A 21,796-nucleotide genomic window follows, 5' to 3' on the forward strand; every position below is an offset into this window, starting at 1 on the left:
CGTCGTCGGTCACGCTGACGAACAGTGACATACGGAACCGACACCCGCCTGCGAAGTGTTTTTCTCAGTTCCGTGTGTTCGCACAAGTATGGATTCTGCCGCCGCAACCGATGGGCCAGCCGTCCGTCTCACAGACGTACGGAAGACCTACCAGGTCGGAGAGCCCGTCCACGCCCTCGACGGGGTGTCCCTCGACATCCCACGTGGTTCGTACACTGCCGTGATGGGGCCCAGTGGGTCCGGGAAGTCCACGCTGATGAACGTCATCGGGTGTCTCGACACCCCCACCGAGGGCCAAGTGTTCGTCAACGGCGAGGAGGTCACCGCGATGGGCGACCGCGAACGCACCCGCATCCGGGGAGAGGAAGTCGGGTTCGTCTTCCAGACGTTCAACCTCATGCCGCGAATGACCGCCGTCGAGAACGTCGCGCTCCCACTCGTCTTCCGCGGCATCGGGGGGAGCGAGCGCCGCAAGCAGGCCGCCGACATCCTGGAGCGCGTCGGCCTCGGCGACCGTCTGGACCACGTCCCCAACGAGCTGTCGGGCGGCCAGCGCCAGCGCGTCGCCATCGCCCGGGCGCTCGTCTCCGACCCCGCCATCATCCTCGCCGACGAGCCGACCGGGAACCTCGACACCACGACCGGCGAGCAGATTATGGGCCTCTTCGAGGAACTCCACGCGGAGGGGAACACGGTCATGATGGTCACGCACGAGCGTGCCATCGCCGAGCACGCAGAGCGCGTCATCCACATCGTCGACGGGAAGATAGAGTCCGTCGAGGAACTCGCGGGGGTCGAACAGTGAATCCGCTCACTGGCTTCCGGATGTCGTGGCGGGCCATCCGCTCGCACAAACTCCGCTCGACCCTGACCACGCTCGGCGTCATCATCGGTGTCGCCGCGGTCATCACGTTCGTCACCCTCGGCGCGTCCCTGCAGGCGGGCATCATCGGCGAGGTCAGCCCCGACGACCAGCGCAACGTCTACGCCTGGGCGGCCCCCGAGAACAGCTCGAACCAGGGGCCGCTGTCTGGCGCACAACCGGTGTTCACGGAACGCGACACGGCCGAACTGGCGAAGCTCGAAGCCGTCTCGGCGGCCTACGGCTACACGCCCTTGCCAGCCCAGACCGTGAACTTCGACGGCCAGCGCATCCCCAGACAGGACGGGGTGGTCGCCACCGGGACGGAGTACGTCGACGAGGACGAGATAGCCGAGGGCAGACGCTTCGAGATGGGTGCCCGTGAGGCCGTCCTCAACCCTGCGATGGCGGGCGCGTTCGAGAAGAACGTCACCGTCGGCGACAACATCACCGTGACCCTGCTCGGCGGCCAGCAGATAACCGCGACCGTCGTCGGTATCACCGAGACCTCCGAGTCGCGCTCGCCGTTCGAGGGCTTCAACCCGTCGCCGCGGGTGTACCTGCCCATCAACCCGTACTACACGGAACTCGTCTCGCAGGCGACCGAGACGCCGCGGTTCTCCGCGGTCGTCATCGAGGCCGAGAGCCAGGGGCAAGTCGGCGCTGCCAAAGAGCAGGCACGAGCCTACCTCGACAGTGACCAGTCCGACGCCGAAGAGCTCGCGGGCGACGACCTCACCTACGAACTCCAGACCAGCACGGAACTGCTCGGCCAGCTCGAAGCCATCCTGAGCCAGCTCCAGGCGTTCGTCATCGGCATCGCTGCGCTCTCGCTGCTCGTGGGGAGCATCGGCATCGCCAACATCATGCTCGTCTCGGTAACCGAACGGACCCGAGAGATAGGCATCATGAAGGCCGTCGGCGCACAGAAGCGCGACATCATCGCCCTGTTCATCACGGAGGCGGTGGTCATCGGCATCATCGGTTCCATCCTGGGGACCCTGCTCGGTCTCGGCGCGGGCTACCTCGGCGCGCAGTACATCGACATCCCACTCACGTACCCCATCGAGTGGTTCGGTATCGCGGTCGTGGTCGGCATCCTCGTGGGTGTGCTCGCGGGGCTGTACCCCGCGTGGAGCGCGGCACGGACGGACCCCATCGACGCGCTGCGGTACGAGTGAACTGGCGGGAGGACCGGGTTCAGTCGCAGCCGTACTCGGCCCGAACGTCGGTTCCGTTCGTGACTGGATTCGCAGCTTCTGCCGCTTCCCACGACGTTTCGATTCGGTAGAGCGTCCCGTCATGAACTGCGTATTTCACCACGTCGTGGCCGTCGTACACCGCCCCATCCACGTTGTATCCGACGTTCACCTCGATGAGAACTCGGTATGGGTCGCGCTCTCGCTGCTAACTGTGGTGTTGTAGACGACTACCTGGACGTCCGTGCCGCCGTTCTGCTCTGCGAGGTAGGCTTGCACACGCTTCTCGACGGTCTGGATGTCTTCCTCGACCGGCCCATCGGTCGAACCGGGCGGCACGTCGATACAGGCTGGCGCGGACTGTCGTCCGTCAGTAACGAACCCGATGCAGTGAGAGGAGGCAGAGGGTGAACACGGCGGCCAGGCGGGAATCCGAAGCCATGGCTGGTCGTACAGCCCGGTGGAACTTGGTGTTTTATCAGGGACGAAGAGTATTTCAGTCGATTCACTGGTAGCGAGACTCTCCGATGGCAGGTGGTTGAAGTCGACCTGTGACAGTGTTCTCCGACTGGTCGACTACCCGCCAGGAACGAATAGAACCCAATGACTAAGCCGTGTCGACGCCACTGTCAACGTAGAGATGGGGACCGCGAACGACCAGATACGAGTCAGCGAGACGGTCAAGCGAGAACTCGACCGGAGACGGCGTAAGGGCGAAAGCTACAACGACGTTCTCCAGCGAATGCTGGACGACGACCGCGACCTCCTCGCCGGGTTCGGTCGGTGGTCGGACGACCACGCCGACCGCGTTCGAGACGCGCGAGAGACGTCCAAGCGGAAGTCGAAACAACGGATACAGCGACGGTCGAAGAACTCATGAAGGTTCTCGACGCAACGTTCCTCATCGACTACTTAGACGGCGTCGACGCAGCCGCTGAGTATCTACTCGCGAACGAAGACGAGCGGTTTATTCTCCCTGCACCAGCGTACGCCGAGGTTCTGGTTGGTGAGGGCAATCTTCCCGACGGTGACGTTGCCGACGCGAAGGCCGACTTCGCCTGGGGCGAGGTCTACGAGACTGGAAAGGAGACCGCCGAGATCGCCGGTGAGATCGCAGACGAAATCGGTCCCGAAGGACCCTTCCTCGCCGGAATGGACGGACTCATCGCTGCGGTCGGGCGAGAACTCGGTGCACCAGTCGTCTCTGCCGACCACGACCTCACTCACGAAGAGACGAAGAAGGCGGTTGACGTCGAGGAATACAAGGACTGAACGGTCGGTCGGCCCGTCTCCAGCTTCACCCGAACGTCAGCGCCAGGTACAGCATCAGGATCTGGATGGCGTTGAACAGCCCGTGGACCAGCGCGACGACGGTCAGGTTCTCGGTCTTCGCGTAGGCGGTCCCGAACACGAGCGAGCCGACGAAGATGACCAACAGCGAGGTGACGAGTGCGCCGTAGTTCGTCGTCCAGAACGCCGGGATGTGGACCAGCGCGAAGATGAGGCTGGTGACGACGATGGCCGACCGACGCGAGAAGGTGCGATACAGCGACTTCTGGATGATGTTCCGGAACAGGAACTCCTCGGCGGGGCCGTTCACCAGCAGGGCGACGGCGACGAGCAAGAGCAGGTAGTCGGTGTTCCCCGCCAGTCCGGGCGCGAGATTGACGTTCTCGCTGGTCTCCAGACTGGTGACTGCCGTCAGGACGCCGACGGCGAGGACGAAGGCGACACCGAGGGCGGTGAAGCCGACCACGGCTTTCAGGCTCTCGCGGTCCAGCGGTTTCAGGTCGACGAACCCCCAGCCGCGACCAGTCACGAGGAGATAGGCCACGCCGACCAGCGTCAACCCGACGTATCCCACGACGAACAACAGTGCGTAGACCGGGAGCGTGAGGTCACTAGCGTCGAGTGCGAGCAGGACGACGACGGGGACGGTCGCAAGCGCCGACGCCATGACGCCCGCGACGGCGAGGCCCGCCCCGGCGATGGTCGCGCCCACCTTGCGACGTGTCCGGACAGTATCCATACCGAAATTACGCCAGCATCAGCGAAAAGGGAACGCAGCCCTCGGCCCAGTGAGGAATCGGCCTCAGAGCCGGTCGAGGACGGCGTCGGCGTCGTAGGCGAGGTTGAGCTCGCGGGAGCGCCCGCGACCCTCGACGTCGGCGTAAGCGGTGTCGATGATGCCGAGGTCGTCGAGTTTGTTGACGATTTCCGAGTACCGTGTGTAGCCAAGGCCGGACCGGTCGTGGAACGTCTCGTAGACGGTGCCGGCCTGTTCGCCCTCCAGCTCGGCGATGACCTCGACGAGGGTGCGCTCTGAGTCGGTGAGGCCATCGAGCGAGCGCGAGAGGTGGACGAACTTCGACTTCTCGTAGGCCTTCTCGACGTCCTCGATTTCGACGGTCTTCGAGGCGCGCATCTCGGCGTTCAGGCCGGCGCGCCGGAGCAGGTCGATACCCACCCGCAAGTCGCCGCTCTCGGCGGTCTTGCGAGCGACCTCGTCGAGGACGCTCGTGGAGACGACGCCGTTCTGGAAGCCACGCTCGATGCGCTCGCGCAGGATGTCGACGATCTCGTGCTCGTCGTACGGCGGGAAGTAGATGTCCTCGGGGCGGAAGACGGACTGGACGCGGGTGTCGAGTTCGTCCATCACGTCGAGGTTCGGGTCCGAGGAGACGACGATGACGCCGATGCGGGCCCCGGAGTGCTCCTCGTGAGCACGCAACAGCGAGTACAGCGTGTCGGAGGCTTCGCCCTCGTAGAACAGGTAGTTCACGTCGTCGAGGGCGACGACGAGGACCTCTTCCTGTTCGACCAGCTTCTCGGTGACCTGCCCGAACAGCTTCTTGAACGAGATGCCAGAGGCGGGGGGTTCGTAGTCGAACATCCCCTCGAACAGCCGAGAGAACACGGAGTAGCGGGTCGCGTTCATCTGACAGTTGACACGCACCGTGCGTACGTCACTCGTCTCGGCTTTCAGTTCGGAGAACAGTTTCTGGACCCCGGTGGTCTTGCCCGTCCCCGGCGGGCCACGAACCACGGCGTTCAGCGGGCGTGAGCCACGCACGGCCGGACGCAGCACGTACTGCAGGCTCTGCATCTGGCTCTCGCGGTGTTCGAAGGTCTCGGGGACGTAGTCGATTTCGAAGACCCGTTCGTTGCGGAAGACGGATTCGTCCCACGACAACATCCCCTCGTCCGGAGGGTCCCCAGCCATTACTTTCACCCAGCCTCGCAGACTACTTAGGTCTTCGGCAGACGTCAGTCAGACGGACGATGTCGCTGAAAAACGGTGGTGTGGCGGTCGACCGGGTGGGTGGTGCAGGTGGCTGGTGCAGCGGTCGGTGCGGCGACGTCGGACTGCTCGGCCGGCTCACGCCTGGAGTTTCTTGATGTTCTTCTTGATCTGCCCGGCGTTCATGCTCATGCCGTGGACGTCCTGTGCGTGCTTGCGGACCATCGAGACGATCTCGTCGTCGTTGTCCGAGTGGATGGTGAAGTGACAGTCTTCGACACTACAGCTGAACTCTTGTACCATGTCGATTGCTGACGTACTACACGCGTTAATCGATTGTCCCGCTAGTCGAGAGAGTCACACGTAACGTACCATCTAATTCGCCTACACCAGAGCGTTTCGGCGTTCTTTCGGTCGGTCGCAGTCGTCCGTGCTACACCACGTCCAGCGAATCTTCGACCGCACCGCGGTCGATGGCCATCCCGTGGATGGCAGACGTGTGCTGGGTCGCGATGGCGAGAATCTCTTCGTCGTCGGTCGTCTGGACCATGAACGGACAGCCGTGTTTCTGGCAGCGGAACTCGTATGTCATGGGGGCACACCTCAAATAGAGCGAGTAGCCACCATACTGAGATAAGTAACGTGTGGTTACTCCACGAGCACTGATAGGTCGGTGTGCTCAGAACTTCTCCAGCAGGCGGTCGTAGAACCCCGTGTCGGCCTCGCCCGCGAGTTTCTCGACGATGAGTTCCGGCGTCGACCGGGCGAGGTGGTCCTTGACGGGCGAGCGGTTCACGACGAGTTCGCCGTCCTCAAGCCCGACCGCCTCGATACCGTCGATGGTCACCGGGAAGTCGGCCATCTCCCGTATCTCGCCGGCCAGGTGAGAGACGAACACCGCGGTCGACCCGTTCTCGTGGAGCGCTTCCAGGATGCCGGCGATAATCTTCGCCGACGCGCCCGGTTCCGTGATGGACTCGAGTTCGTCCACGAGCACGAGCGAGTCCGCACCGCCGTCGGCCAGTCCGGCGAACTCCCGAACGGTGGATTCGAACGCCCCCGCATCGAGGGTTCCCTGGGTCTTGGCGTGGTAATGCAGGTCTCCGAAGCGCTGGAGTCGGACCGAGTCGGCCGGGACGGGCAGGCCCATGTGCGCGAGCACGACGACCGCGGCCACGAGGTCGAGCGTCGATGTCTTCCCACCGGAGTTCACCCCCGACAGCAGGGCGACCCCGTCCACGTCGTAGTCAACCGGGTCGACCTCGTCGATGGGCACGTCGAGCAGGGGCGACCGGCCTGCGTCGATTGCGAACCCGGTCCCGCCGAAAGTCGGCATGGCGCAGTCGAAGTCGCGGGCGAACCGGGCGATGGCGAGTTCGACGTCGAGTTCCAGTGCGTCTCTCACCAGCGCCTCGGCGTCCTCACGCTGGTCCGCCAGGTCGGCCGCGAGTTCGCGCTTGAGTCGCGTCTCGCGGCGCTCTTTCGCCGCCTTCAGCTCCTCGCGCAGCCGCGAGATCGCCTGTTCGTCGTGGTCGACGGGGTACGTCGGCTCGTCGCCGAAGGCGCGTCTGGCGATTTCGGCTTCGCCCGTGTCGAGGTCGAGGGCATCGACGAGGTGGTCTCTCGCGACGTCGACGGCTGTCGCGTACTCGTCGGCGAGTTCGCGCGACAGCAGCGAGTCAACGCCCGCGCCACGTTCGACCAGCGAGAGCAGGTCCGCACCCTCGATGGTCACGTCCTTCTCCTGGATGACGTCGCGTAACCGGTCGTTGGCGACGTTCTCGGACATGTTCACCGCCGAATCGAGGTCGTCGATGGCGCTCGCGAGTCGGTCGACCTCGGCGTCCCCCGCGATGCCGCCCGCGTCGTCCAGTCTGTCGAGGGCCGATTCGAGCGTCTCCAGGTCGGCCGCGGGGTCGAGGTCAGATTCGCGGGTGACGGCGACGGCGGCCCGGAGCCGGTCGCGGTTGGTCGCGAAGAACGCCAGGACGCGCTCGGGGACGACCTCGCTCGGGTTCTCCAGTGCCCCCGGTTCGACCCGGACGTCGCCCTCCACGTCGATGCCAGCGAACGCCTCGTCGAGCGCGATGACCGTCGAGTAGCCGCGGGCGAGTTCAGCCAGCCCGCGGGCGTCCTCGACCACCTCGACTGGAAGCTCGGGGATCGCGTCTCGTGCTTTCGAGTACGTCTCGGCGTCGGTCGTCGCCAGACAGCGGTCCCGGACCGTCACGTCACGGGGCGGGTCCAGCGGTGCAACACCCGAGAGCGCGTCGAGGACGCCCGCGTCGGGTTCGCGTGTCATCGCCCGCTCGGTGTACGCCTGCACCTCCTCGATGCGGGACTCGACCGCGCTCGGATAGAACGTCGCTACCCGCTTGCCCGCGTAGTCGGTGACGGTCCGTTCGCGCAACCGGTCGAGCATCGCCTCGTACACCTCGCGGGCGCGAGTCGTCGCGAGGAAGCCACCCGGGTCGTCGTGTTCGTTGCGGATGGCTGCCCGGGCGATGCGGGCGGCGCGCCCCTCCGAGATACCCGGTGCCTGCGCGAGCGTCGCGACGTCACCCGTCTGCAGCGCCGTCTCGGGGTCGTCGAGTTGCGCCAGCGCGTCGGCCGTCTTCTCGCCTACGCCGGGGATCGCCGAGAGTTCCATCGCCCGTCTCTATTTGCGGGGCCAGCAAAAAGTTCCCGCCCGACACGACGTTTTTATCCCAGTTCGACGTAGTTTCGGTATGAGACGACGCCGATACGAGCCGATACTCAGGCTCGTCGGGCTGGGGCTGTTCCTGTTGGCCCTCGCCATCGTCTTCGGTGTCGCGATAGACGGCGCACTCTTGGTCTCCACCTGAATCCGCCAAAAAACACGTGGCTGCGACCGCTTACGCCCGCCGTTTGGCCACGAACAGCGACAGCTCGAACAGGACGACGAGGCCGACCGTGAGCGCGATGGCCTCGGTCTGGGGCAGCGCAACGTCGGTCATGACCTGACCGAGCAGCGAGTTCTGGGTGCCGAGGTACCCCGCCAGGATGGCGGTGAGCCAGACGACCGGTCGGGCCTTCCGGAGCCCGCGCCAGAGCTTCACGCTGCCGTAGTAGTTCTTGTTGGTGTACGCCACCAGCTCGTACAGGAAGACGACCACCCCGCTGAGCAGGAACGGCGTCGCGTTGCCGAACCCGAGCGTCGCCAGGTTCTCGGTCACCACCGCCGGGAGCTGCTGGTAGTACCCACTCGGCACGGGTGCCGCGCTGGCCGCGTAGCCGACGACACCGATGAGCAGCCAGATGTACGGCCGGCGCTCGGTCATCTCCTCGGCAGTCGGGATGGGCGAAGAGCTGTCGGTCCACCGCAGGAGCAAGAGCGTCCCCTCGAACAGGACGACCATCGACAGCGCGATGATGATGGGTGCCATCCCGGTCGGGTCCGGTGCGAACACGAACGCGATGGCGACGAACGCACCCCAGAAGAGGATGCGTTTCGACTCCAGCCAGCGTCGGCTCGTCACGCCCATCATGATGGCGAGCATGATGAACAGCGGAATCTGGAAGACGATGGCCTGGAACGCCATCAGCGTGATGATGAGGTTGAACGTGTCCGAAAGCGCGAACGCGATCTCCGCCGACCCTTCGGTGTAGTAGAGGAAGTACTCGAACAGCGCGGGCAGCACGAGGAAGTACGCAAAGGCCATCCCCGCCACCGCGAGCACGAGGCTCGTCGGCACGGACGCGAGGTAGTAGCGGCGCTCCTTGGGGTAGAGCCCGGGCCGCATGAACAGGTACGATTCGTACACGAACAGGGGTAGCGCGACCACGATGCCGGAGAGGCTCGCGACCTTGATCTTGGTCAGGATGAATTCGAGGGGTGAGTACACGCGGGGACGTGTCAGTTCACCCGCCGAGGGCAGGAGGTCGAACCACATCGTCGTGATGATCGCCTCGGAGGCGAAAATAGAGAGTGCAGTCGCCGCCGCCGCCGCGATGATGACGATACCGAGGCGGCTGACCATCTCCTCGATGTGGACCGCGAGCGGCATCTCCTCGTCGTCCGGGGGGCGTTCGTACTCGTCTTCGGGTTCGTCGTAGCCGAAACTCGGTTCGGTGAACGAGTCGTCGACGGTCGAGTCGGCGGTCGGCCGCGCCGCACCGGCCGCGTGGCCGACGGGGACGTCCTCGCCACCATCGGCGTCGGCCTGCGGGGCGTCCTCGACCTGCGTGGCGGCATCGGCCACGTCGGTCGGGTCGGTGACGCCGTACTCGACGTCGTCAACGGCGGCAGCGTCGTCGCCGTCGCCGGACCCCTCGCCGTCCTGGAACTTCTCAGGGACCTCGGGCTCGCCGCCGATCGGACCCTCTTTCTCGGGCGCGTCGGCGTCGTCGGCCGCGGGCGGCGCGCTCTCTCCGTGCTCCGCCGGTTCGGTCTCGGGCGTCTCCGGTCGCGACTCCTCGTCGTCGACCTTCGAAAGCCCGGACTCTTCAGACTCGTCCGCCATCTACGGGAGAGTAGTCGGCCCGCGCGTTATAGACCTTTTTCTTACCGGGGCGTCGGCGCCGTAGTTTCGTTACCTCAACGCGGCACGGTAGAAGAAGATTGATGTTCGCGAGGTTGGTACGTCTCGGCATCCAATGAGCTCCGTGGTCGGAGAGGACACTGCCCGCACCATCAACCAGGGGCGTGAGAGCCTCGGTGTGTTGTTGCGAACCGCGCAGAAACACCTCCAGAAGGTATTCATCGTCTTCCTCGTCGGGCTGCTTGGCACCATCTACGCGTTGCGGCTGTTCATCTGGGACTTCCTCCGGGAGAACACCCAGCAGCGGATGTCTGCCAACGTCGCCGAACAGGTCGACGTCATCGCCAGGACGCCGTTCGACGTCATCCTGTTACAGGTGAAGATCGGTCTCGTGGTGGGTATCATCTTCGCCCTCCCGGTCCTGTTGTACTACGCACGCGAGTCGTTCGCCCAGCGTGGGGTCCGCCCGAAGGTCCCGCTCTCACGGTTCCAGATAGTCGGGTTCATCTCCCTCGGTATCTTCCTCTTCACGCTCGGGGTCATCTACGCGTACGCGGTCTTCTTCCCGTTCATGTTCCAGTTCCTGGCGACCAACGCCGTGAACGCGTCCATCAAACCGAGCTACGACATCACGATGTGGACGCAGTTCATCGTCCTGCTCACGTTCTCGTTCGGGCTGGCGGCGCAACTCCCGCTCGCCATGTCGGCGCTCTCGTACACCGAAATCGTCCCGTACGAGCAGTGGCGCGACAAGTGGCGCTACGCCTTCGTCGCCATCTTCGTCTTCGGGGCGGTGTTCTCGCCGCCGGACCCGTTCACCCAGATCATGTGGGCGCTGCCGCTGGTATCGCTGTACGTGCTCAGTCTCGGCTTCTCGAAGGTCGTCACCAACCTCCACCGGGCTGGCGAGAACTCGCCGTCGGGTAGTGGCAACCTGCTTCGGACCCGCATCTACCAGCTACTCGGCATCGTCGGGTTGACGGCTATCGGGGCGTTCGTCGCCGTGAACGCAGGCGGGCTGGCGACGGTGAACCAGCAGGTCGTCTCGAAGCTCCCCGACTGGGTGCCCATCGGCCCGCTGTCTGTCGAGGGGCTCACCCCGTTCACCGGACTCGCCGGCGAGGTGCTCGTCGGTATCGAGGCCGGCCTCATCGTCGGGACACTCATCCTCGTCGCGTACACGGTCGTCGTGCTCCGACAGCCGACGGTCCCTCGCGGCGGGACCAGAACTGGTGACCCGACGGCCATCGACATCGGCAGCCTCGACGCCGCCGGTGTACGGGCCGCGCCGTTGGAGGCGTTCATCGAACTCTCCGAGAACGAGGCGCTCAAGCACGCCCGCGCCGCGATGGACGAGGACGACTCCGACCGGGCGCAGGCCATCCTCGACCGGTTCGACGAGGCCCAGGAGATAAAGGAGATGCAGGAGGCGGCCGAGTCGGGCGACCAGCCGAAGTCGCTCGCCGACCCGTCCTCGATGGGTGGCACCGTCGCCCCCGAAGAGGGTGTCGACGAAGAGGGGAACGTCCTCTCCCGGACCGCGGCCGGGGTACTCAACCCCTTCACCGAGGAGGAGACGACCGAGGAGGACATCGGCGGGTACTACTACGACCTGGCGTTCATCTTGCAGTCGCTGACCTCCAAGTTCTTCCGCATCATCGCGGTGTTCATGATCGTCCTCGTCGGCTCGTTCGGCTGGCTGTACGGCGGCGGCCTCGGCGAGATAAAGCGTAACTTCATCTCGCGGGTCCCGCCCGCTATCCGGGGCGACCCGGCGGCGGTCGGCTTCGAGGAGTTCTTCGTGGCGGGCCAGCCCCTCACGGACGCCATGACGGTAATGCCGGGCGTCCCCGAGGCGGCCACGAGCGGTCCGGTGAACCCGGGCGCGGTCGTCGGTGCACACCCCTACGGCGCGATAGTCGACGCGATGGGTGGACCGAGCGAGGTCGGGCTCATCGTCGCGCTTCACCCCGTCGAGGCGCTCATCTTCGAGGTGAAGGTGAGTACCCTGCTTGCGGCGGTCACGACGCTCCCCATCCTGCTGTACTACGCCTGGCCGGCGATGAAAGAGCGCGGCCTCGTCAAGACCGGGAACAACAACATGTTCCTCGTCTGGGGAGTCGCCCTGTTCGTCGGCTTCATCATCGGGAGCGTGCTCGGCTTCTTCGTGGTCGCCCCGACCATCATCTCCTACCTGGTCTCCGATGCAATCCAGGCGGACATAATAATCTCGTACCGCCTGCAGAGCTTCTTCTGGCTCATCTTCTTCACCACGGCGGGCATCGGTATCTTCATCGACATCCCCATCACGATGTTGCTGTTCCACCGCGGTCGCATCGTCCGGTACGAGGCGTTCCGCGAGTACTGGCGACCCATCATCCTCGGCATCTTCGCCCTGGCGGCGGTCGTCACGCCGTCGGGCGTCCTGACGATGCTCATCCTCGCCATCCCCGTCTCGCTCGCGTACGGACTCGGGCTGGTGATGCTCGGGCTGGTGACGTTCCCGTGGCGGGCTCGCGGCGGTGGCGGTGGCTCGAAGCCCGAGGAACCCGAGCCGGAATCGGTGTAACGCGCCCGGTTATCTTTCCAGAAGTAGTCAGTCGAGTAACGCCTGGAGTGCCTCGTCGTCGTAGTTGACGAGGAGGCGAGACTCCTGTTTGACCGTCCTGAGCACCACGTTCGTCGAGGAGTCGACGACGCCGTCCATGTCGATGATGCGGTCGATGAGTTGCTGAAGCTCTTCGTGGCCTCTGACCTGAGAGATGACGAGGAACGACACCTCGCCCAGCATCTGGTGGACCTGCTGGACGCCCGAGATGTCCGCGAGCGTCTCGCCGACGTCGTCGTACGCCTCGCCGTAGTCACTCTGTATCTGGGTGACTGCGGTCAGTTCGAACCCGAGCACCTGCGGGTCGAGTTCTGCGACTCGCCCTTCGAACAGGCCGTTCTCGCGGTAGGTCTCGATGCGGTAGTAGACGGTCGACGTGCTCACGTCTAACTCGTCGGCGAGTTCGTTCGCGTCTACTTCGCCGTGTTCGTCAAGCTGGGTCAGAATCTCGATGTCGATTTCGTCAAGCTCCATTATGTCGTCTATCACTGGCCGCTTTGCGTCTGGTTCCCGCTCGGTTCACTCGAACACCACCGGGCCGTCGTCGACGAGGTCGAAGTGGGCGGTGTCGCCACGTTCGACGGGGGTCTGGCGGCCCTGCATGACCACCCGCACGTCCGAGAGGGCAGCGGTGTCCGGCTCCACCACGTAGTTGGTCTGGTCGCCCTGGAAGTACCGTTCGACGATGTTGCCCGTGAACGCGCTGTTCTCGGGAGTGGTCAAAGAAATATCCTCTGGCCTGACCGAGACCGTCACCTCGCCCTCGACGGACTCGTCGGTGTGGAAGTCGAAGCCGTCGCTGCCACCGACCGAGACGACGGCACCGTCACCGTTGGTACTCGCGCGGGCGTCGAAGAGGTTGGTGTCGCCGATGAAATCCGCGACGAACGGTGTGGCGGGGTCGCGGTAGATCTCCTCGGGTCGCCCGACCTGCTCTATCTGCCCCTCGTTCATGACCGCCATCCGGTCGGAGAGGGTCATCGCGACTTCCTGGTCGTGGGTGACGTAGAAGAACGCGCCCTGGGTCTTCTCGTGGAGCTTTCGCAGTTCGACCTGCATCTGTTTTCGGAGCTTCCGGTCCAGGCTGGACAGGGGTTCGTCGAGCAGGAGGACGGCCGGTTCGTTGACCAGTGCTCGTGCGAGTGCGACACGCTGCTGTTGCCCCCCGGAGAGTTCGCCGGGGTTCCGGTCCTCGAACCCGCCGAGGTCGACGAGTTCGAGGTACTCGCTGGCCTTTCGCTTGCGTTCGTCCTCGTCGACGCCGGCCTTCCGCAGGCCGTAGGTGACGTTCTCCCCGACGGACATGTGCGGGAACAGCGAGAGGTGCTGGAACACGAGGTTCGTGTCGCGGTCCTCCGGTGGGATGCTCCGCATCTCCATCCCGTCGAGCCGGAGCGTACCGTCGGTCGGTGTCTCGAAGCCACTGATCATCCGGAGCGTCGTGGTCTTGCCACACCCGGACGGCCCGACCAGCGAGAAGAACTCACCCTGTCGGATGGTGAGGTCGATACCGTCGACCGCGGTGACCGACCCGAACTCCTTTCGCACATCGGTCAGTTCGATGAGCGCGCGTTCGTCATGCGGTGACATACCGCTCGGTTTACTCTCGTTCCTAATAAATCTCGGGGAGACATTTGGAAACCCGGCTGATTTCGGGGTGTAAAGTCCGGGACAGTGGTGAAATAAACTGCTTAGGTTGGTGAAGTTTTAATAGCTTTCAGTCTGTTCTCCAATATATGCCACGCGGTAGCAAAGACCATCACGAGGGTGAGATGGAATCGACACCGACCAGACGGCGTACGTTCCTGAAAAGTGCGGGTGCAGCGAGCGCGGCGTCGATGCTCGGCCTCGCAGGGTGTGTCGGTGGTCTGACCGGCGGTGGCGGGACGACGACCATCAACATCTACACCTGGGAGGAGTACAAGGACTTCAAAGAGCAGATCGAGGACAAACTCGACATCACGGTGGAGTACACCATCGGGACGTCCTCGGCGAAGATGTTCTCGGCGTTCAACTCGGGGCAGGACTCCCAGTACGACGTCGTCATCCCGAACAACAACTACATCCCCAAACTGCAGCAAGCGGGGCTGTTGGCACCGCTCCAGAAGGACGCGGTCCCGAACTTCGATAACCTGTACGGGAAGTTCAAGGAGTTCGCCAACACGCAGTTCGCCGACGGGGGCGACATCTACGGCGTCCCCATCCGGTTCGGCTGGTACGGCGTCTCCTACGACACCCGCGAGATAAGCGACCCGGAGAAGAGTTACTCCGAGTTGTTCAGCGAGGACAACAAGGGAGACATCATCATGTACGACAACCACTTCAAGTCGATGAGCGCCGCCGCGCTCTCGCTCGGGTACACGGACGCCTTCGAGGGCGCGAAGGTGAGTCTCTCGGACAAACAGATCGAGAAGGTCAAAGAGAAACTCATCGAGCAAAAGCCCCTGCTCCAGGGGTACATCGCCGCGGACCCGACGTACATCAAGTCCTTCCGCCAGGGTAACCACACCATCGGGCTCTCGGGGCGTAACGAGATCGTCGAGATGTGGGCCAACGGCGACGACTGGCCCGACCTGTACGTCCCCAAGGAGGGCTCGCTCGCGTGGTTCGAGGGCGCGGGCGTCTCCGCGAAGTCCGACAACAAGGAGATGGCCTGGAAGGTCGTCAACGAGTACATCGGCGCGAAGACCGGTGCCGAACTTGCCAAGGTGGGCTACTCGCCCAGCTGTAACCCGAACACGCAAGAGCACCTCTCCAGCGAACAGAACGACATGTTCGGCAAGGTCGACCCCGGCCGTCTCGACGGGTTCATCCCGTTCAAGGCGGTCGAGAACGAGGAGAAGTGGGTCACGGCCTGGGAGGACGTGAAGACGGCCTAGGGCCGAACGAGGAACATATTTATGTCAAACGAGCAGACGAAGCGGAAGCGACTGGTGGCGGCGTTCAGCGGGCGAACACGCCAGCTCCAGCTGGCGCTCCTGCCGAGCAGCCTCTGGCTGGTGTTGCTCCTGCTGGCACCCATCACGTTCATGGTGACCGTCAGCTTCCTGCAGGTCAACGACGCCTACCAGATAATCTGGGAACCGACGCTCCAGAACTACACCACGCTGTTCAGCGGCAGTGGCCCGTTCTGGGAGTCGTCGTTCTACAAGTCGCTCGTCCTGTCGTACGAGATCGCCCTGGTGACGACCATCCTGTGTCTCGTGCTGGCGTTCCCGCTGGCGTACTTCCTCGCACAGGCCGACGGGCGGACGTTCAAGATCGTCATCTTCCTCGTGCTGTTGCCGTTCTTCACGATGTACCTCGTCCGGGCGTACTCGTGGTTCCTGATGTTCGGGCCGAACGGGGTGATAAACGCGACGCTACAGACACTCGGCATCGTCGATGGCCCGGTGGCGCTGTTCAACTTCGGGAAGGTCGCCATCGTCGTCGGGCTGGTCCACGCGTACTTCCCGTACATGCTGCTGTCGCTGTACGCCAGCCTGGACGGCATCGACTTCACCCTGATAGAGGCCGCACGCGACCTCGGTGCGAGCCGGGCCGCCGTGGTCAAAGACGTCATCATCCCGCTGACCCTGCCCGGCATCATCAGCGGGAGCCTGTTCGTGTTCGTGCCCGCACTGGGCGCGTTCATCACGCCACGCTTCCTCGGACAGGGGAAGGTGCTCATGATCGGCCAGCTCATCGAAGAACGAATCAACTCGCTGTACGCTATCGACTACGGCAGTGCGGCGTCGATGTTCATCGTCGTCTCCATCGTCGTCGCGTTCGCCGTGGCGTTCCGGTACGTCAGCATCGAAGACATCGGAGGTGTGTAAGATGGCGACCGAGACACGAACCGACACCGACACTGGCACCGAGACGTCGTCGGGGCTGGTCGGCCACGAACTGCGCGAGCGACTGTTGAGCAGCGGTTTCCGCGTCCTCGCGGGGGCGTTGCTCGTGTTCCTGTGGATCCCGCTCGGGGTGATGGTCATCCTCTCGTTCATGGAGAACTCGAGCACCTTCTTCCCGTTCCGCGGGTTCACGCTCGACCACTACGCCGCCACGTTCGCCGACGAGGCGCTGATGAGTTCGTTGTTCACGAGCGTCCAGATCGCGACGTTCTCGGCGGTCATCGCGACCGTCCTCGGCGTGCTCGCGAGTTTCGGCCTCGCCCGGTACGACTTCCCGTACAAGGAGGTGTACCGCACGATTGGCATCCTGCCGATGGTCATCCCAGGCGTGGTCCTTGGCATCGCGTTGCTCATCTACTTCCAGACGCTGCTCGGCATCTCACCGGGGTTCCTGACGCTGGTGTTGACCCACTCGGTGTACGGCTTCCCGTTCGTGTTGCTCATCGTGACGGCACGGATGTACACCTTCGACGAGTCGCTGGAGGAGGCGGCCCGTGACCTCGGCGCGGACCCCCTGACGGTGTTCAGGGACGTGACCTTCCCGGTCATCGCGCCGGCCATCGGCGCCGGGTTCCTGTTCGCGTGGATTCGGTCGTTCGAGGACTTCATCCGCGCACACTTCGTCAAGGGCGTGATGGACGTCCTGACGACCACGATGTTCGGGATGATAAAGTTCGGGGCGGCCCCGAAGATGAACGCCATCTCGTCGTTCATCGTGCTCGTCATCGGTATCGTCCTCGCGGTCGCGATGAACCTGGGGAACGTCACCGAGTACGTCGCCGGGACCGAGAGCGAGTAGCTGCCGGTAGCGTTTGGAGAATTTCCAAACCCTCCTGTATATAATACATAATATCTTATACACAGTCCAAAATTTCATGTTTCTCACTATCTTTTAGTGATTAGTTCGTGTTACACACAACCGAGTGATGCCTGCTACCGAATCACTGCAGAACGCACCCGTCGCCTACGAGTACGACGGTGCGGACGACGTCGCTCGTATCACGTTGTCGCGCCCCGACAGCCTGAACGCCGTCACCAGACCGTTGTACGACGGCGTACAGGCAGCCCTCGAAACCGCCGCGGACGACGATGCCAGGGTCGTCGTCCTCGAAGGTGAGGGTCGCGCCTTCTGCGTCGGTGCCGACATGAAGGGGCACGACGAGGCCGAGCGAACGGCCGCCGAGAAGCGCGAGTACGTCCAGACCGCCCAGGAGACCTGTCGGGCGGTCCAGACGCATCCCGCGCCCGTCGTCGTGAAGGTCCAGGGATACGCCATCGGCGCGGGGGCGGAACTGGCGTTGAGCGCGGACTGTATCGTGATGGCCGAGGACGCCGAGATGCGCTTTCCCGAGGTGTCCATCGGGACCTACGTCGGCGGCGGCGTCACGTACACGCTCCCCGAACGCGTCGGGCGGGCGAAGGCGCGTGAACTCGTCCTGACCGCGGCGGCCGTCGAGGGAACCGAGGCCGCCGAGATGGGGCTGGTGACCGAGGCCGTCCCGCCAGCGGACCTCGACGACGCGGTCGACGACCTCACCGACACCCTCGCCAGTCACGCGCCCATCCCGATGCAGTACGCGAAAGAACAGTTCCGGCGCGAACCCGACCGCGACCACCTGCTGACCGCGGAGGCCGACGCCCTGCTGGCCTGCATGGAGACCGACGACTGGCAGGAGGGGGTCGACGCGTTCGCCGAGGACCGAGCGCCGGTCTTCCGAGGTGAGTGACGTGGCGGACGAACGGCTCGAGCGCATCCTCGACCCGGACTCGGTCGCCATCGTCGGTGCCTCCGCCGACCCCGAAAAGCGCGGCCACCAGGCCATCGTCACCCTGGAGGAGGGTGGCTACGAGGGCGACATCTACCCCGTCAACCCGAGCGAGGACGAGATACGGGGCCGCACCGTCTACGAGGCCGTCTCCGACATCCCGGAACCCGTCGACCTCGCGCTCGTCGTGGTCCCGGCTCCCATCGTCCCGAGCGTCCTGGAGGACTGCGCCGACACCGACCTCGCGGGGGCAGTCGTCGTCGCGGTCGGCTTCGGCGAGACCGACGACGAGGGAGAAGAACTCGAACGGCGCATCGTCGACCTCGCCCGCGAGCACGACGTGCGGCTCATCGGGCCGAACACGTCGGGGATGATAAACCTCCACGAGGGGCTGAACCTCGTCGGCGCGGAGAACGTCCCCGCGGGCGACATCGCGCTGCTCTGCCAGAGCGGGAACCTCGCCATCGCGCTGTTCATGGAGGCGATGGGCGTCCCCGGCCTCGGGTTCAGCCACTACGTCGGCGTCGGCAACGAGTCCGACCTGCGGTTCGACGAGTACCTCCCGTTCTACGCCGAAGACGAGCGAACCGACGCCATCACCCTCTACGTCGAGGGGATGAGCGACGGCCGGGCGTTCCTCCAGCGGGCCCGCGAGGTCGTCCCGGACACGCCCATCGTGGCGCTGAAAGGCGGCCGCTCGGCAGTCGGTAAGCAGTCGACCAGTTCGCACACCGGCTCGATGGCCGGCGACGTCGCGGTCGCCGAGGCCGTCTTCGAGCAGGCCGGCGTCGTCAGCGTCGAACGCGCCGACGAACTGCTGCCGACGGCCGGGGCGCTGGGGTCGCTCCCCGCCGCCGACGGCGAGAACGTCGCCATCCTCGCGGACGGCGGCGGGCACGCGACCCTCGCGGCCGACGCGCTCGCCGAGCAGGGCCTCTCGGTCCCGGACCTCACCGTGGAGACGCAGGACCGACTGCGCGAGGTCCTGCCGGACGCGGCGAGCGTCGTCAACCCGGTCGACGTGGCCGGCGGCACCGACGACGACCCGACCGTCTTCTACGACTGCGCGGCCGCCATCGCGGCCGACCCGAACGTCGACACGCTGTTGCTGTCGGGGCTGTTCGGCGGCTACGGTATCCGGTTCTCCGAGGCCCTGACCGAACCGGAACTCGACACAGCCCACGACATCGCGGGACTGGTCGAGGAGCACGACCTCCCTATCGTGGTCCAGAGCGCCTACGAGAGTGCCGACCCCGAGGCCCACGCAGTCCTGCGCGAGGCGGGTATCCCCGTCCAGGAGTCGCTGGAAGTCGCCACCCGGACCATCGCCGCGCTCGCGACCTACGGGGAGCACTGCGCGCGGGCCGACCGCAAGTCCGACTTCCGCCTCGAACCCGGTGCTGCTGACGACACGGTTCTCGGGGCAGTCGTGGGCGGCCGGAGTGGCGACCTCTCGGAGTACGACGCTCGCGAGGCACTCTCGCGACACGACGTTCCCCTCACACCCGCCGAACTCGCGACCGGTGCCGAGGAGGCGACCGCCGCGGCCGACCGCTTCGACGGCCCGGTGGCGATGAAGATCGTCTCGCCGGACATCGTCCACAAGTCCGACGTCGACGGCGTGGCACTCGACGTGACCGAGGCTCCGGCCGAGACGTACCGCGACCTCGTTGGGGCCGCCCAGTCCCACGACCCCGACGCGACGGTCGAGGGCGTGCTCGTCTCGCCGATGCGCGAGGACGGCGTCGAACTCGTCGTCGGCGTGGTCGATGACGACCAGTTCGGCCACGTCGCCATGGTCGGTGTCGGCGGCGTGTTCGTGGAGGTGCTGGAGGACGTGGCGTTCCGGGCACTTCCCCTGACGCGGGCCGACGCCCGCGACATGCTCGCGGCCCTCGACGCCCAGGAACTGCTCGACGGGGCGCGGGGCACGGAGCCAGTCGACCGCGAGGCACTGGTCGACCTGCTCGTCGCGGTGTCGGAGTTCGTCGAGGCGAACCCGCGCGTCGCGGAACTCGACCTCAACCCGGTGCTCGCGAGCGGAAGCGACGTGGAGGCCCTCGACGCGGCGATGACGGTCCTGCCGGCAGGCAGCACCGACTCGGGCGAGCCCCCCGTCGCGGCTACGGAGGAATCCGACGATGACTGACGCGGTCCTGGTCGAACGTCCGACCGAGCACGTCGCGACCGTCTTCCTCGACCGGCCGGACGCGATGAACGCCTACGACGAGCCGTTGCTGACTGGACTCGTGGAGGAACTCGAACGAGTCGCCGACGAGCCGTCGGTTCGTGCCATCGTGCTGACCGGCGCGGGCGACCGGGCGTTCTGCGCCGGTGTCGATTTGACCGACATGCCCCTGACTCCGGAGATGGACTTCGCGGACTACGAGCGCGGTCTTGGCCTGTTCCAGGACGTGGTCCGGACCATCCGCTCGCTGTCGGTCCCGGTCGTCGCCGCGGTGAACGGGTACGCCCTCGGGGCCGGCTGCGACACGGCGCTCGCCTGTGACTTCCGGATGGTCTCGGCCGAGGCCACGATGGGTGAGACGTTCATCGACGTCGGGTTCGTGCCCGGCGACGGCGGGGCGTACCTCCTGCCGCGGCTGGTCGGCGAGGAACGCGCGAAAGAACTCATCTTCACCGGGAAGACGCTCACCGGCGAGGACATCGTCGAGTGGGGGCTGGCCCGGTCGTGCGAGCCCGCAGACGAGCTTCGCGAGGCCGCGGTGTCGTTCGCCGAAGAACTCGCCGAGCAGCCGCCAGTCGCGCTCTCACAGAGCAAACGACTCGTCAACGAGAGCCACGACGTCGACCTGGAGACGGCCTTCTCCCACGCGACCCGGGCCCAGCGCATCTGCTCGCAGACGCGGGACCACGAGGAGGCGGTCGCGGCGTTCCAGGAGGACCGCGAGCCGGAGTTCGAGGGGCGCTAGTCCCCGAATCTGGCGGCCACCCCCGCTCTCGCGAGCGAGCAGTCGCCCCCGAGCAGGAAGAACCGGAAGCCCTCCTCCTCGCGCCGGGCCAGCGCCGCCCGGTCGCGGGCGGCGACCCCCGCGTGGATTTCGGTCGCCATGGCAGCGCGACGGACCGTCTCGACACCGTCTTGCACCGCGTCTCGGTCCTTCTCTCCGGGCGTCCCGTACGACGCCGACAGGTCGTTTTCGCCGACGAACGCCACGTCGACGCCCGGCACCGAGACGATGTCGTGGGCGTTCTCGACGCCCGCCGCGGTCTCCAGCTGGACGACCACCAGCGTCTCGTCGTCGGCCGACTCGACGTGCTCGTCGAACCGGTCGCCGAACCCGTTCGCCCGGACGCTCCCGGCGACGCCGCGGTCGCCGTCGGGCGGGAACGTCACGGCCCGGACTGCCGCCTCGGCATCGGCCGCGGACTCGACGCGCGGGACGATGACCCCGCCCGCCCCGGCGTCGAGCGCGAGTTTCCCGCCCCGGGCCGTCGCGTACTCGACCGAGGGGAGTCGAACGATGGGGGTCGCGTCGGGTTCGATGGCGCGGACGAGCGATTCGACCTCGCCGGGGCCAACCGGTGTGTGCTCCATATCGATGCCGAGCCAGTCGAGGCGGGTGGTCGACAGCGCCTCGGCCAGTCGGGGACTCGCCGACTCGACCCAGGCACCGAGCGCCGACTCACCAGCGGCCAGCGTAGCTACCGTCGCGTTCGTCATGGACGACCTGTCGGTCCGACTGGACAAAACGGTCGGG

At 65.4% G+C, this 21,796-nt stretch carries 22 protein-coding genes; 11 read left to right on the top strand and 11 right to left on the bottom strand.

Features of this window, described 5'->3' with window-relative positions; genetic code table 11:
• Nucleotides 1–88: 88 nt before the first annotated feature.
• Both ACSC1R_RS06170 and ACSC1R_RS06175 read left to right on the top strand, forming a co-directional pair.
• Nucleotides 89–805 (top strand): ABC transporter ATP-binding protein, encoded by a 717-nt coding sequence (locus tag ACSC1R_RS06170; protein ID WP_439028202.1) that lies wholly within the window; start codon nucleotides 89–91, stop codon nucleotides 803–805.
• Complete coding sequence (locus ACSC1R_RS06175; RefSeq protein ID WP_439028203.1) at nucleotides 802–2,043, top strand: ABC transporter permease; 1,242 nt, start codon at nucleotides 802–804, stop codon at nucleotides 2,041–2,043. The genes ACSC1R_RS06170 and ACSC1R_RS06175 overlap by 4 nt, the downstream gene beginning before the upstream one ends.
• Nucleotides 2,044–2,062: 19 nt before the next feature.
• On the opposite strand, the gene ACSC1R_RS06180 is transcribed toward ACSC1R_RS06175, so the two are convergent.
• Nucleotides 2,063–2,233, bottom strand: a complete 171-nt coding sequence (locus tag ACSC1R_RS06180; RefSeq protein ID WP_439028204.1) for a hypothetical protein — start codon at nucleotides 2,231–2,233, stop codon at nucleotides 2,063–2,065.
• Nucleotides 2,230–2,400: a hypothetical protein gene (locus tag ACSC1R_RS06185; RefSeq protein WP_439028205.1), complete on the bottom strand. Its 171-nt coding sequence runs from the start codon at nucleotides 2,398–2,400 to the stop codon at nucleotides 2,230–2,232. The genes ACSC1R_RS06180 and ACSC1R_RS06185 overlap by 4 nt, the downstream gene beginning before the upstream one ends.
• Nucleotides 2,401–2,701: 301 nt before the next feature.
• Between ACSC1R_RS06185 and ACSC1R_RS06190 the strand changes: the two genes are divergently transcribed.
• Entirely contained in the window at nucleotides 2,702–2,941 is a 240-nt protein-coding gene (locus ACSC1R_RS06190; RefSeq protein WP_439028206.1) for an antitoxin VapB family protein, read from the top strand.
• Nucleotides 2,938–3,333 (top strand): PIN domain-containing protein, encoded by a 396-nt coding sequence (locus ACSC1R_RS06195; protein ID WP_439028207.1) that lies wholly within the window; start codon nucleotides 2,938–2,940, stop codon nucleotides 3,331–3,333. Before ACSC1R_RS06190 ends, ACSC1R_RS06195 begins: the two co-directional genes overlap by 4 nt.
• Nucleotides 3,334–3,358: 25 nt before the next feature.
• Here the strand turns inward: ACSC1R_RS06195 and ACSC1R_RS06200 are convergent, their stop codons facing one another.
• The 6 genes from ACSC1R_RS06200 to tatC all read right to left on the bottom strand — a co-directional run bounded on the left by ACSC1R_RS06200 (nucleotide 3,359) and on the right by tatC (nucleotide 9,786).
• The gene (locus ACSC1R_RS06200; RefSeq protein ID WP_439028208.1) at nucleotides 3,359–4,090 is read right to left on the bottom strand and encodes a lysostaphin resistance A-like protein; all 732 of its coding nucleotides are present in this window, start codon (nucleotides 4,088–4,090) and stop codon (nucleotides 3,359–3,361) included.
• Nucleotides 4,091–4,153: 63 nt separating this feature from the next.
• Nucleotides 4,154–5,284, bottom strand: a complete 1,131-nt coding sequence (locus ACSC1R_RS06205; protein WP_439028209.1) for an ORC1-type DNA replication protein — start codon at nucleotides 5,282–5,284, stop codon at nucleotides 4,154–4,156.
• A 156-nt stretch (nucleotides 5,285–5,440) separates the two neighbouring features.
• Nucleotides 5,441–5,605, bottom strand: a complete 165-nt coding sequence (locus ACSC1R_RS06210; protein WP_439028210.1) for a DUF1059 domain-containing protein — start codon at nucleotides 5,603–5,605, stop codon at nucleotides 5,441–5,443.
• A gap of 130 nt (nucleotides 5,606–5,735) precedes the next feature.
• A complete protein-coding gene (locus tag ACSC1R_RS06215) occupies nucleotides 5,736–5,894 on the bottom strand; it encodes a DUF1059 domain-containing protein (protein WP_439028211.1) in 159 nt (52 codons plus the stop codon).
• An 87-nt stretch (nucleotides 5,895–5,981) separates the two neighbouring features.
• On the bottom strand, nucleotides 5,982–7,952 hold the full coding sequence (locus tag ACSC1R_RS06220) for a MutS-related protein (RefSeq protein ID WP_439028212.1): 1,971 nt from the start codon (nucleotides 7,950–7,952) through the stop codon (nucleotides 5,982–5,984).
• A 226-nt stretch (nucleotides 7,953–8,178) separates the two neighbouring features.
• Nucleotides 8,179–9,786 (bottom strand): twin-arginine translocase subunit TatC, encoded by a 1,608-nt coding sequence (gene tatC, locus ACSC1R_RS06225; protein ID WP_439028213.1) that lies wholly within the window; start codon nucleotides 9,784–9,786, stop codon nucleotides 8,179–8,181.
• A gap of 133 nt (nucleotides 9,787–9,919) precedes the next feature.
• Here tatC and ACSC1R_RS06230 point away from each other — a divergent pair, with 133 nt between their 5' ends.
• Complete coding sequence (locus tag ACSC1R_RS06230) at nucleotides 9,920–12,373, top strand: twin-arginine translocase subunit TatC (protein ID WP_439028214.1); 2,454 nt, start codon at nucleotides 9,920–9,922, stop codon at nucleotides 12,371–12,373.
• A gap of 27 nt (nucleotides 12,374–12,400) precedes the next feature.
• On the opposite strand, the gene ACSC1R_RS06235 is transcribed toward ACSC1R_RS06230, so the two are convergent.
• Together ACSC1R_RS06235 and ACSC1R_RS06240 are read right to left on the bottom strand one after the other, a co-directional pair.
• Complete coding sequence (locus tag ACSC1R_RS06235) at nucleotides 12,401–12,886, bottom strand: Lrp/AsnC family transcriptional regulator (RefSeq protein ID WP_439028215.1); 486 nt, start codon at nucleotides 12,884–12,886, stop codon at nucleotides 12,401–12,403.
• A 45-nt stretch (nucleotides 12,887–12,931) separates the two neighbouring features.
• Entirely contained in the window at nucleotides 12,932–14,002 is a 1,071-nt protein-coding gene (locus ACSC1R_RS06240) for an ABC transporter ATP-binding protein (protein WP_439028216.1), read from the bottom strand.
• Between the two features lie 146 nt (nucleotides 14,003–14,148).
• On the opposite strand from ACSC1R_RS06240, the gene ACSC1R_RS06245 reads away from it, so the two are divergent.
• The 6 genes from ACSC1R_RS06245 to ACSC1R_RS06270 all read left to right on the top strand — a co-directional run bounded on the left by ACSC1R_RS06245 (nucleotide 14,149) and on the right by ACSC1R_RS06270 (nucleotide 21,007).
• Nucleotides 14,149–15,291, top strand: a complete 1,143-nt coding sequence (locus tag ACSC1R_RS06245) for an ABC transporter substrate-binding protein (RefSeq protein WP_439028217.1) — start codon at nucleotides 14,149–14,151, stop codon at nucleotides 15,289–15,291.
• A gap of 21 nt (nucleotides 15,292–15,312) precedes the next feature.
• Entirely contained in the window at nucleotides 15,313–16,230 is a 918-nt protein-coding gene (locus ACSC1R_RS06250; RefSeq protein WP_439028218.1) for an ABC transporter permease, read from the top strand.
• A 1-nt stretch (nucleotide 16,231) separates the two neighbouring features.
• Nucleotides 16,232–17,107: an ABC transporter permease gene (locus ACSC1R_RS06255; protein WP_439028219.1), complete on the top strand. Its 876-nt coding sequence runs from the start codon at nucleotides 16,232–16,234 to the stop codon at nucleotides 17,105–17,107.
• A 127-nt stretch (nucleotides 17,108–17,234) separates the two neighbouring features.
• Nucleotides 17,235–18,035 (top strand): enoyl-CoA hydratase/isomerase family protein, encoded by an 801-nt coding sequence (locus ACSC1R_RS06260; RefSeq protein ID WP_439028220.1) that lies wholly within the window; start codon nucleotides 17,235–17,237, stop codon nucleotides 18,033–18,035.
• A gap of 1 nt (nucleotide 18,036) precedes the next feature.
• Nucleotides 18,037–20,223: an acetate--CoA ligase family protein gene (locus tag ACSC1R_RS06265; protein WP_439028221.1), complete on the top strand. Its 2,187-nt coding sequence runs from the start codon at nucleotides 18,037–18,039 to the stop codon at nucleotides 20,221–20,223.
• A complete protein-coding gene (locus tag ACSC1R_RS06270; RefSeq protein WP_439028222.1) occupies nucleotides 20,216–21,007 on the top strand; it encodes an enoyl-CoA hydratase/isomerase family protein in 792 nt (263 codons plus the stop codon). The genes ACSC1R_RS06265 and ACSC1R_RS06270 overlap by 8 nt, the downstream gene beginning before the upstream one ends.
• On the opposite strand, the gene ACSC1R_RS06275 is transcribed toward ACSC1R_RS06270, so the two are convergent.
• Entirely contained in the window at nucleotides 21,004–21,759 is a 756-nt protein-coding gene (locus ACSC1R_RS06275; protein ID WP_439028223.1) for an HpcH/HpaI aldolase family protein, read from the bottom strand. The genes ACSC1R_RS06270 and ACSC1R_RS06275 overlap by 4 nt on opposite strands.
• Nucleotides 21,760–21,796: the final 37 nt, after the last annotated feature.

Source organism: Haloarchaeobius ordinarius (genome assembly GCF_051801355.1).
Taxonomy (GTDB): Archaea; Halobacteriota; Halobacteria; order Halobacteriales; family Natrialbaceae; genus Haloarchaeobius.

What these genes read in the sequence shown, in the direction of transcription:
- ACSC1R_RS06170 (WP_439028202.1), top strand. Translation starts at nt 89, where the DNA reads ATGGATTCTGCCGCCGCAACCGATGGGCCAGCCGTCCGTCTCACAGAC.
- ACSC1R_RS06190 (WP_439028206.1), top strand. Translation starts at nt 2,702, where the DNA reads ATGGGGACCGCGAACGACCAGATACGAGTCAGCGAGACGGTCAAGCGA.
- ACSC1R_RS06195 (WP_439028207.1), top strand. Translation starts at nt 2,938, where the DNA reads ATGAAGGTTCTCGACGCAACGTTCCTCATCGACTACTTAGACGGCGTC.
- ACSC1R_RS06200 (WP_439028208.1), bottom strand. Translation starts at nt 4,090, where the DNA reads ATGGATACTGTCCGGACACGTCGCAAGGTGGGCGCGACCATCGCCGGG.
- ACSC1R_RS06205 (WP_439028209.1), bottom strand. Translation starts at nt 5,284, where the DNA reads ATGGCTGGGGACCCTCCGGACGAGGGGATGTTGTCGTGGGACGAATCC.
- ACSC1R_RS06210 (WP_439028210.1), bottom strand. Translation starts at nt 5,605, where the DNA reads ATGGTACAAGAGTTCAGCTGTAGTGTCGAAGACTGTCACTTCACCATC.
- ACSC1R_RS06215 (WP_439028211.1), bottom strand. Translation starts at nt 5,894, where the DNA reads ATGACATACGAGTTCCGCTGCCAGAAACACGGCTGTCCGTTCATGGTC.
- ACSC1R_RS06220 (WP_439028212.1), bottom strand. Translation starts at nt 7,952, where the DNA reads ATGGAACTCTCGGCGATCCCCGGCGTAGGCGAGAAGACGGCCGACGCG.
- tatC (WP_439028213.1), bottom strand. Translation starts at nt 9,786, where the DNA reads ATGGCGGACGAGTCTGAAGAGTCCGGGCTTTCGAAGGTCGACGACGAG.
- ACSC1R_RS06230 (WP_439028214.1), top strand. Translation starts at nt 9,920, where the DNA reads ATGAGCTCCGTGGTCGGAGAGGACACTGCCCGCACCATCAACCAGGGG.
- ACSC1R_RS06235 (WP_439028215.1), bottom strand. Translation starts at nt 12,886, where the DNA reads ATGGAGCTTGACGAAATCGACATCGAGATTCTGACCCAGCTTGACGAA.
- ACSC1R_RS06240 (WP_439028216.1), bottom strand. Translation starts at nt 14,002, where the DNA reads ATGTCACCGCATGACGAACGCGCGCTCATCGAACTGACCGATGTGCGA.
- ACSC1R_RS06245 (WP_439028217.1), top strand. Translation starts at nt 14,149, where the DNA reads ATGCCACGCGGTAGCAAAGACCATCACGAGGGTGAGATGGAATCGACA.
- ACSC1R_RS06250 (WP_439028218.1), top strand. Translation starts at nt 15,313, where the DNA reads ATGTCAAACGAGCAGACGAAGCGGAAGCGACTGGTGGCGGCGTTCAGC.
- ACSC1R_RS06255 (WP_439028219.1), top strand. Translation starts at nt 16,232, where the DNA reads ATGGCGACCGAGACACGAACCGACACCGACACTGGCACCGAGACGTCG.
- ACSC1R_RS06260 (WP_439028220.1), top strand. Translation starts at nt 17,235, where the DNA reads ATGCCTGCTACCGAATCACTGCAGAACGCACCCGTCGCCTACGAGTAC.
- ACSC1R_RS06270 (WP_439028222.1), top strand. Translation starts at nt 20,216, where the DNA reads ATGACTGACGCGGTCCTGGTCGAACGTCCGACCGAGCACGTCGCGACC.
- ACSC1R_RS06275 (WP_439028223.1), bottom strand. Translation starts at nt 21,759, where the DNA reads ATGACGAACGCGACGGTAGCTACGCTGGCCGCTGGTGAGTCGGCGCTC.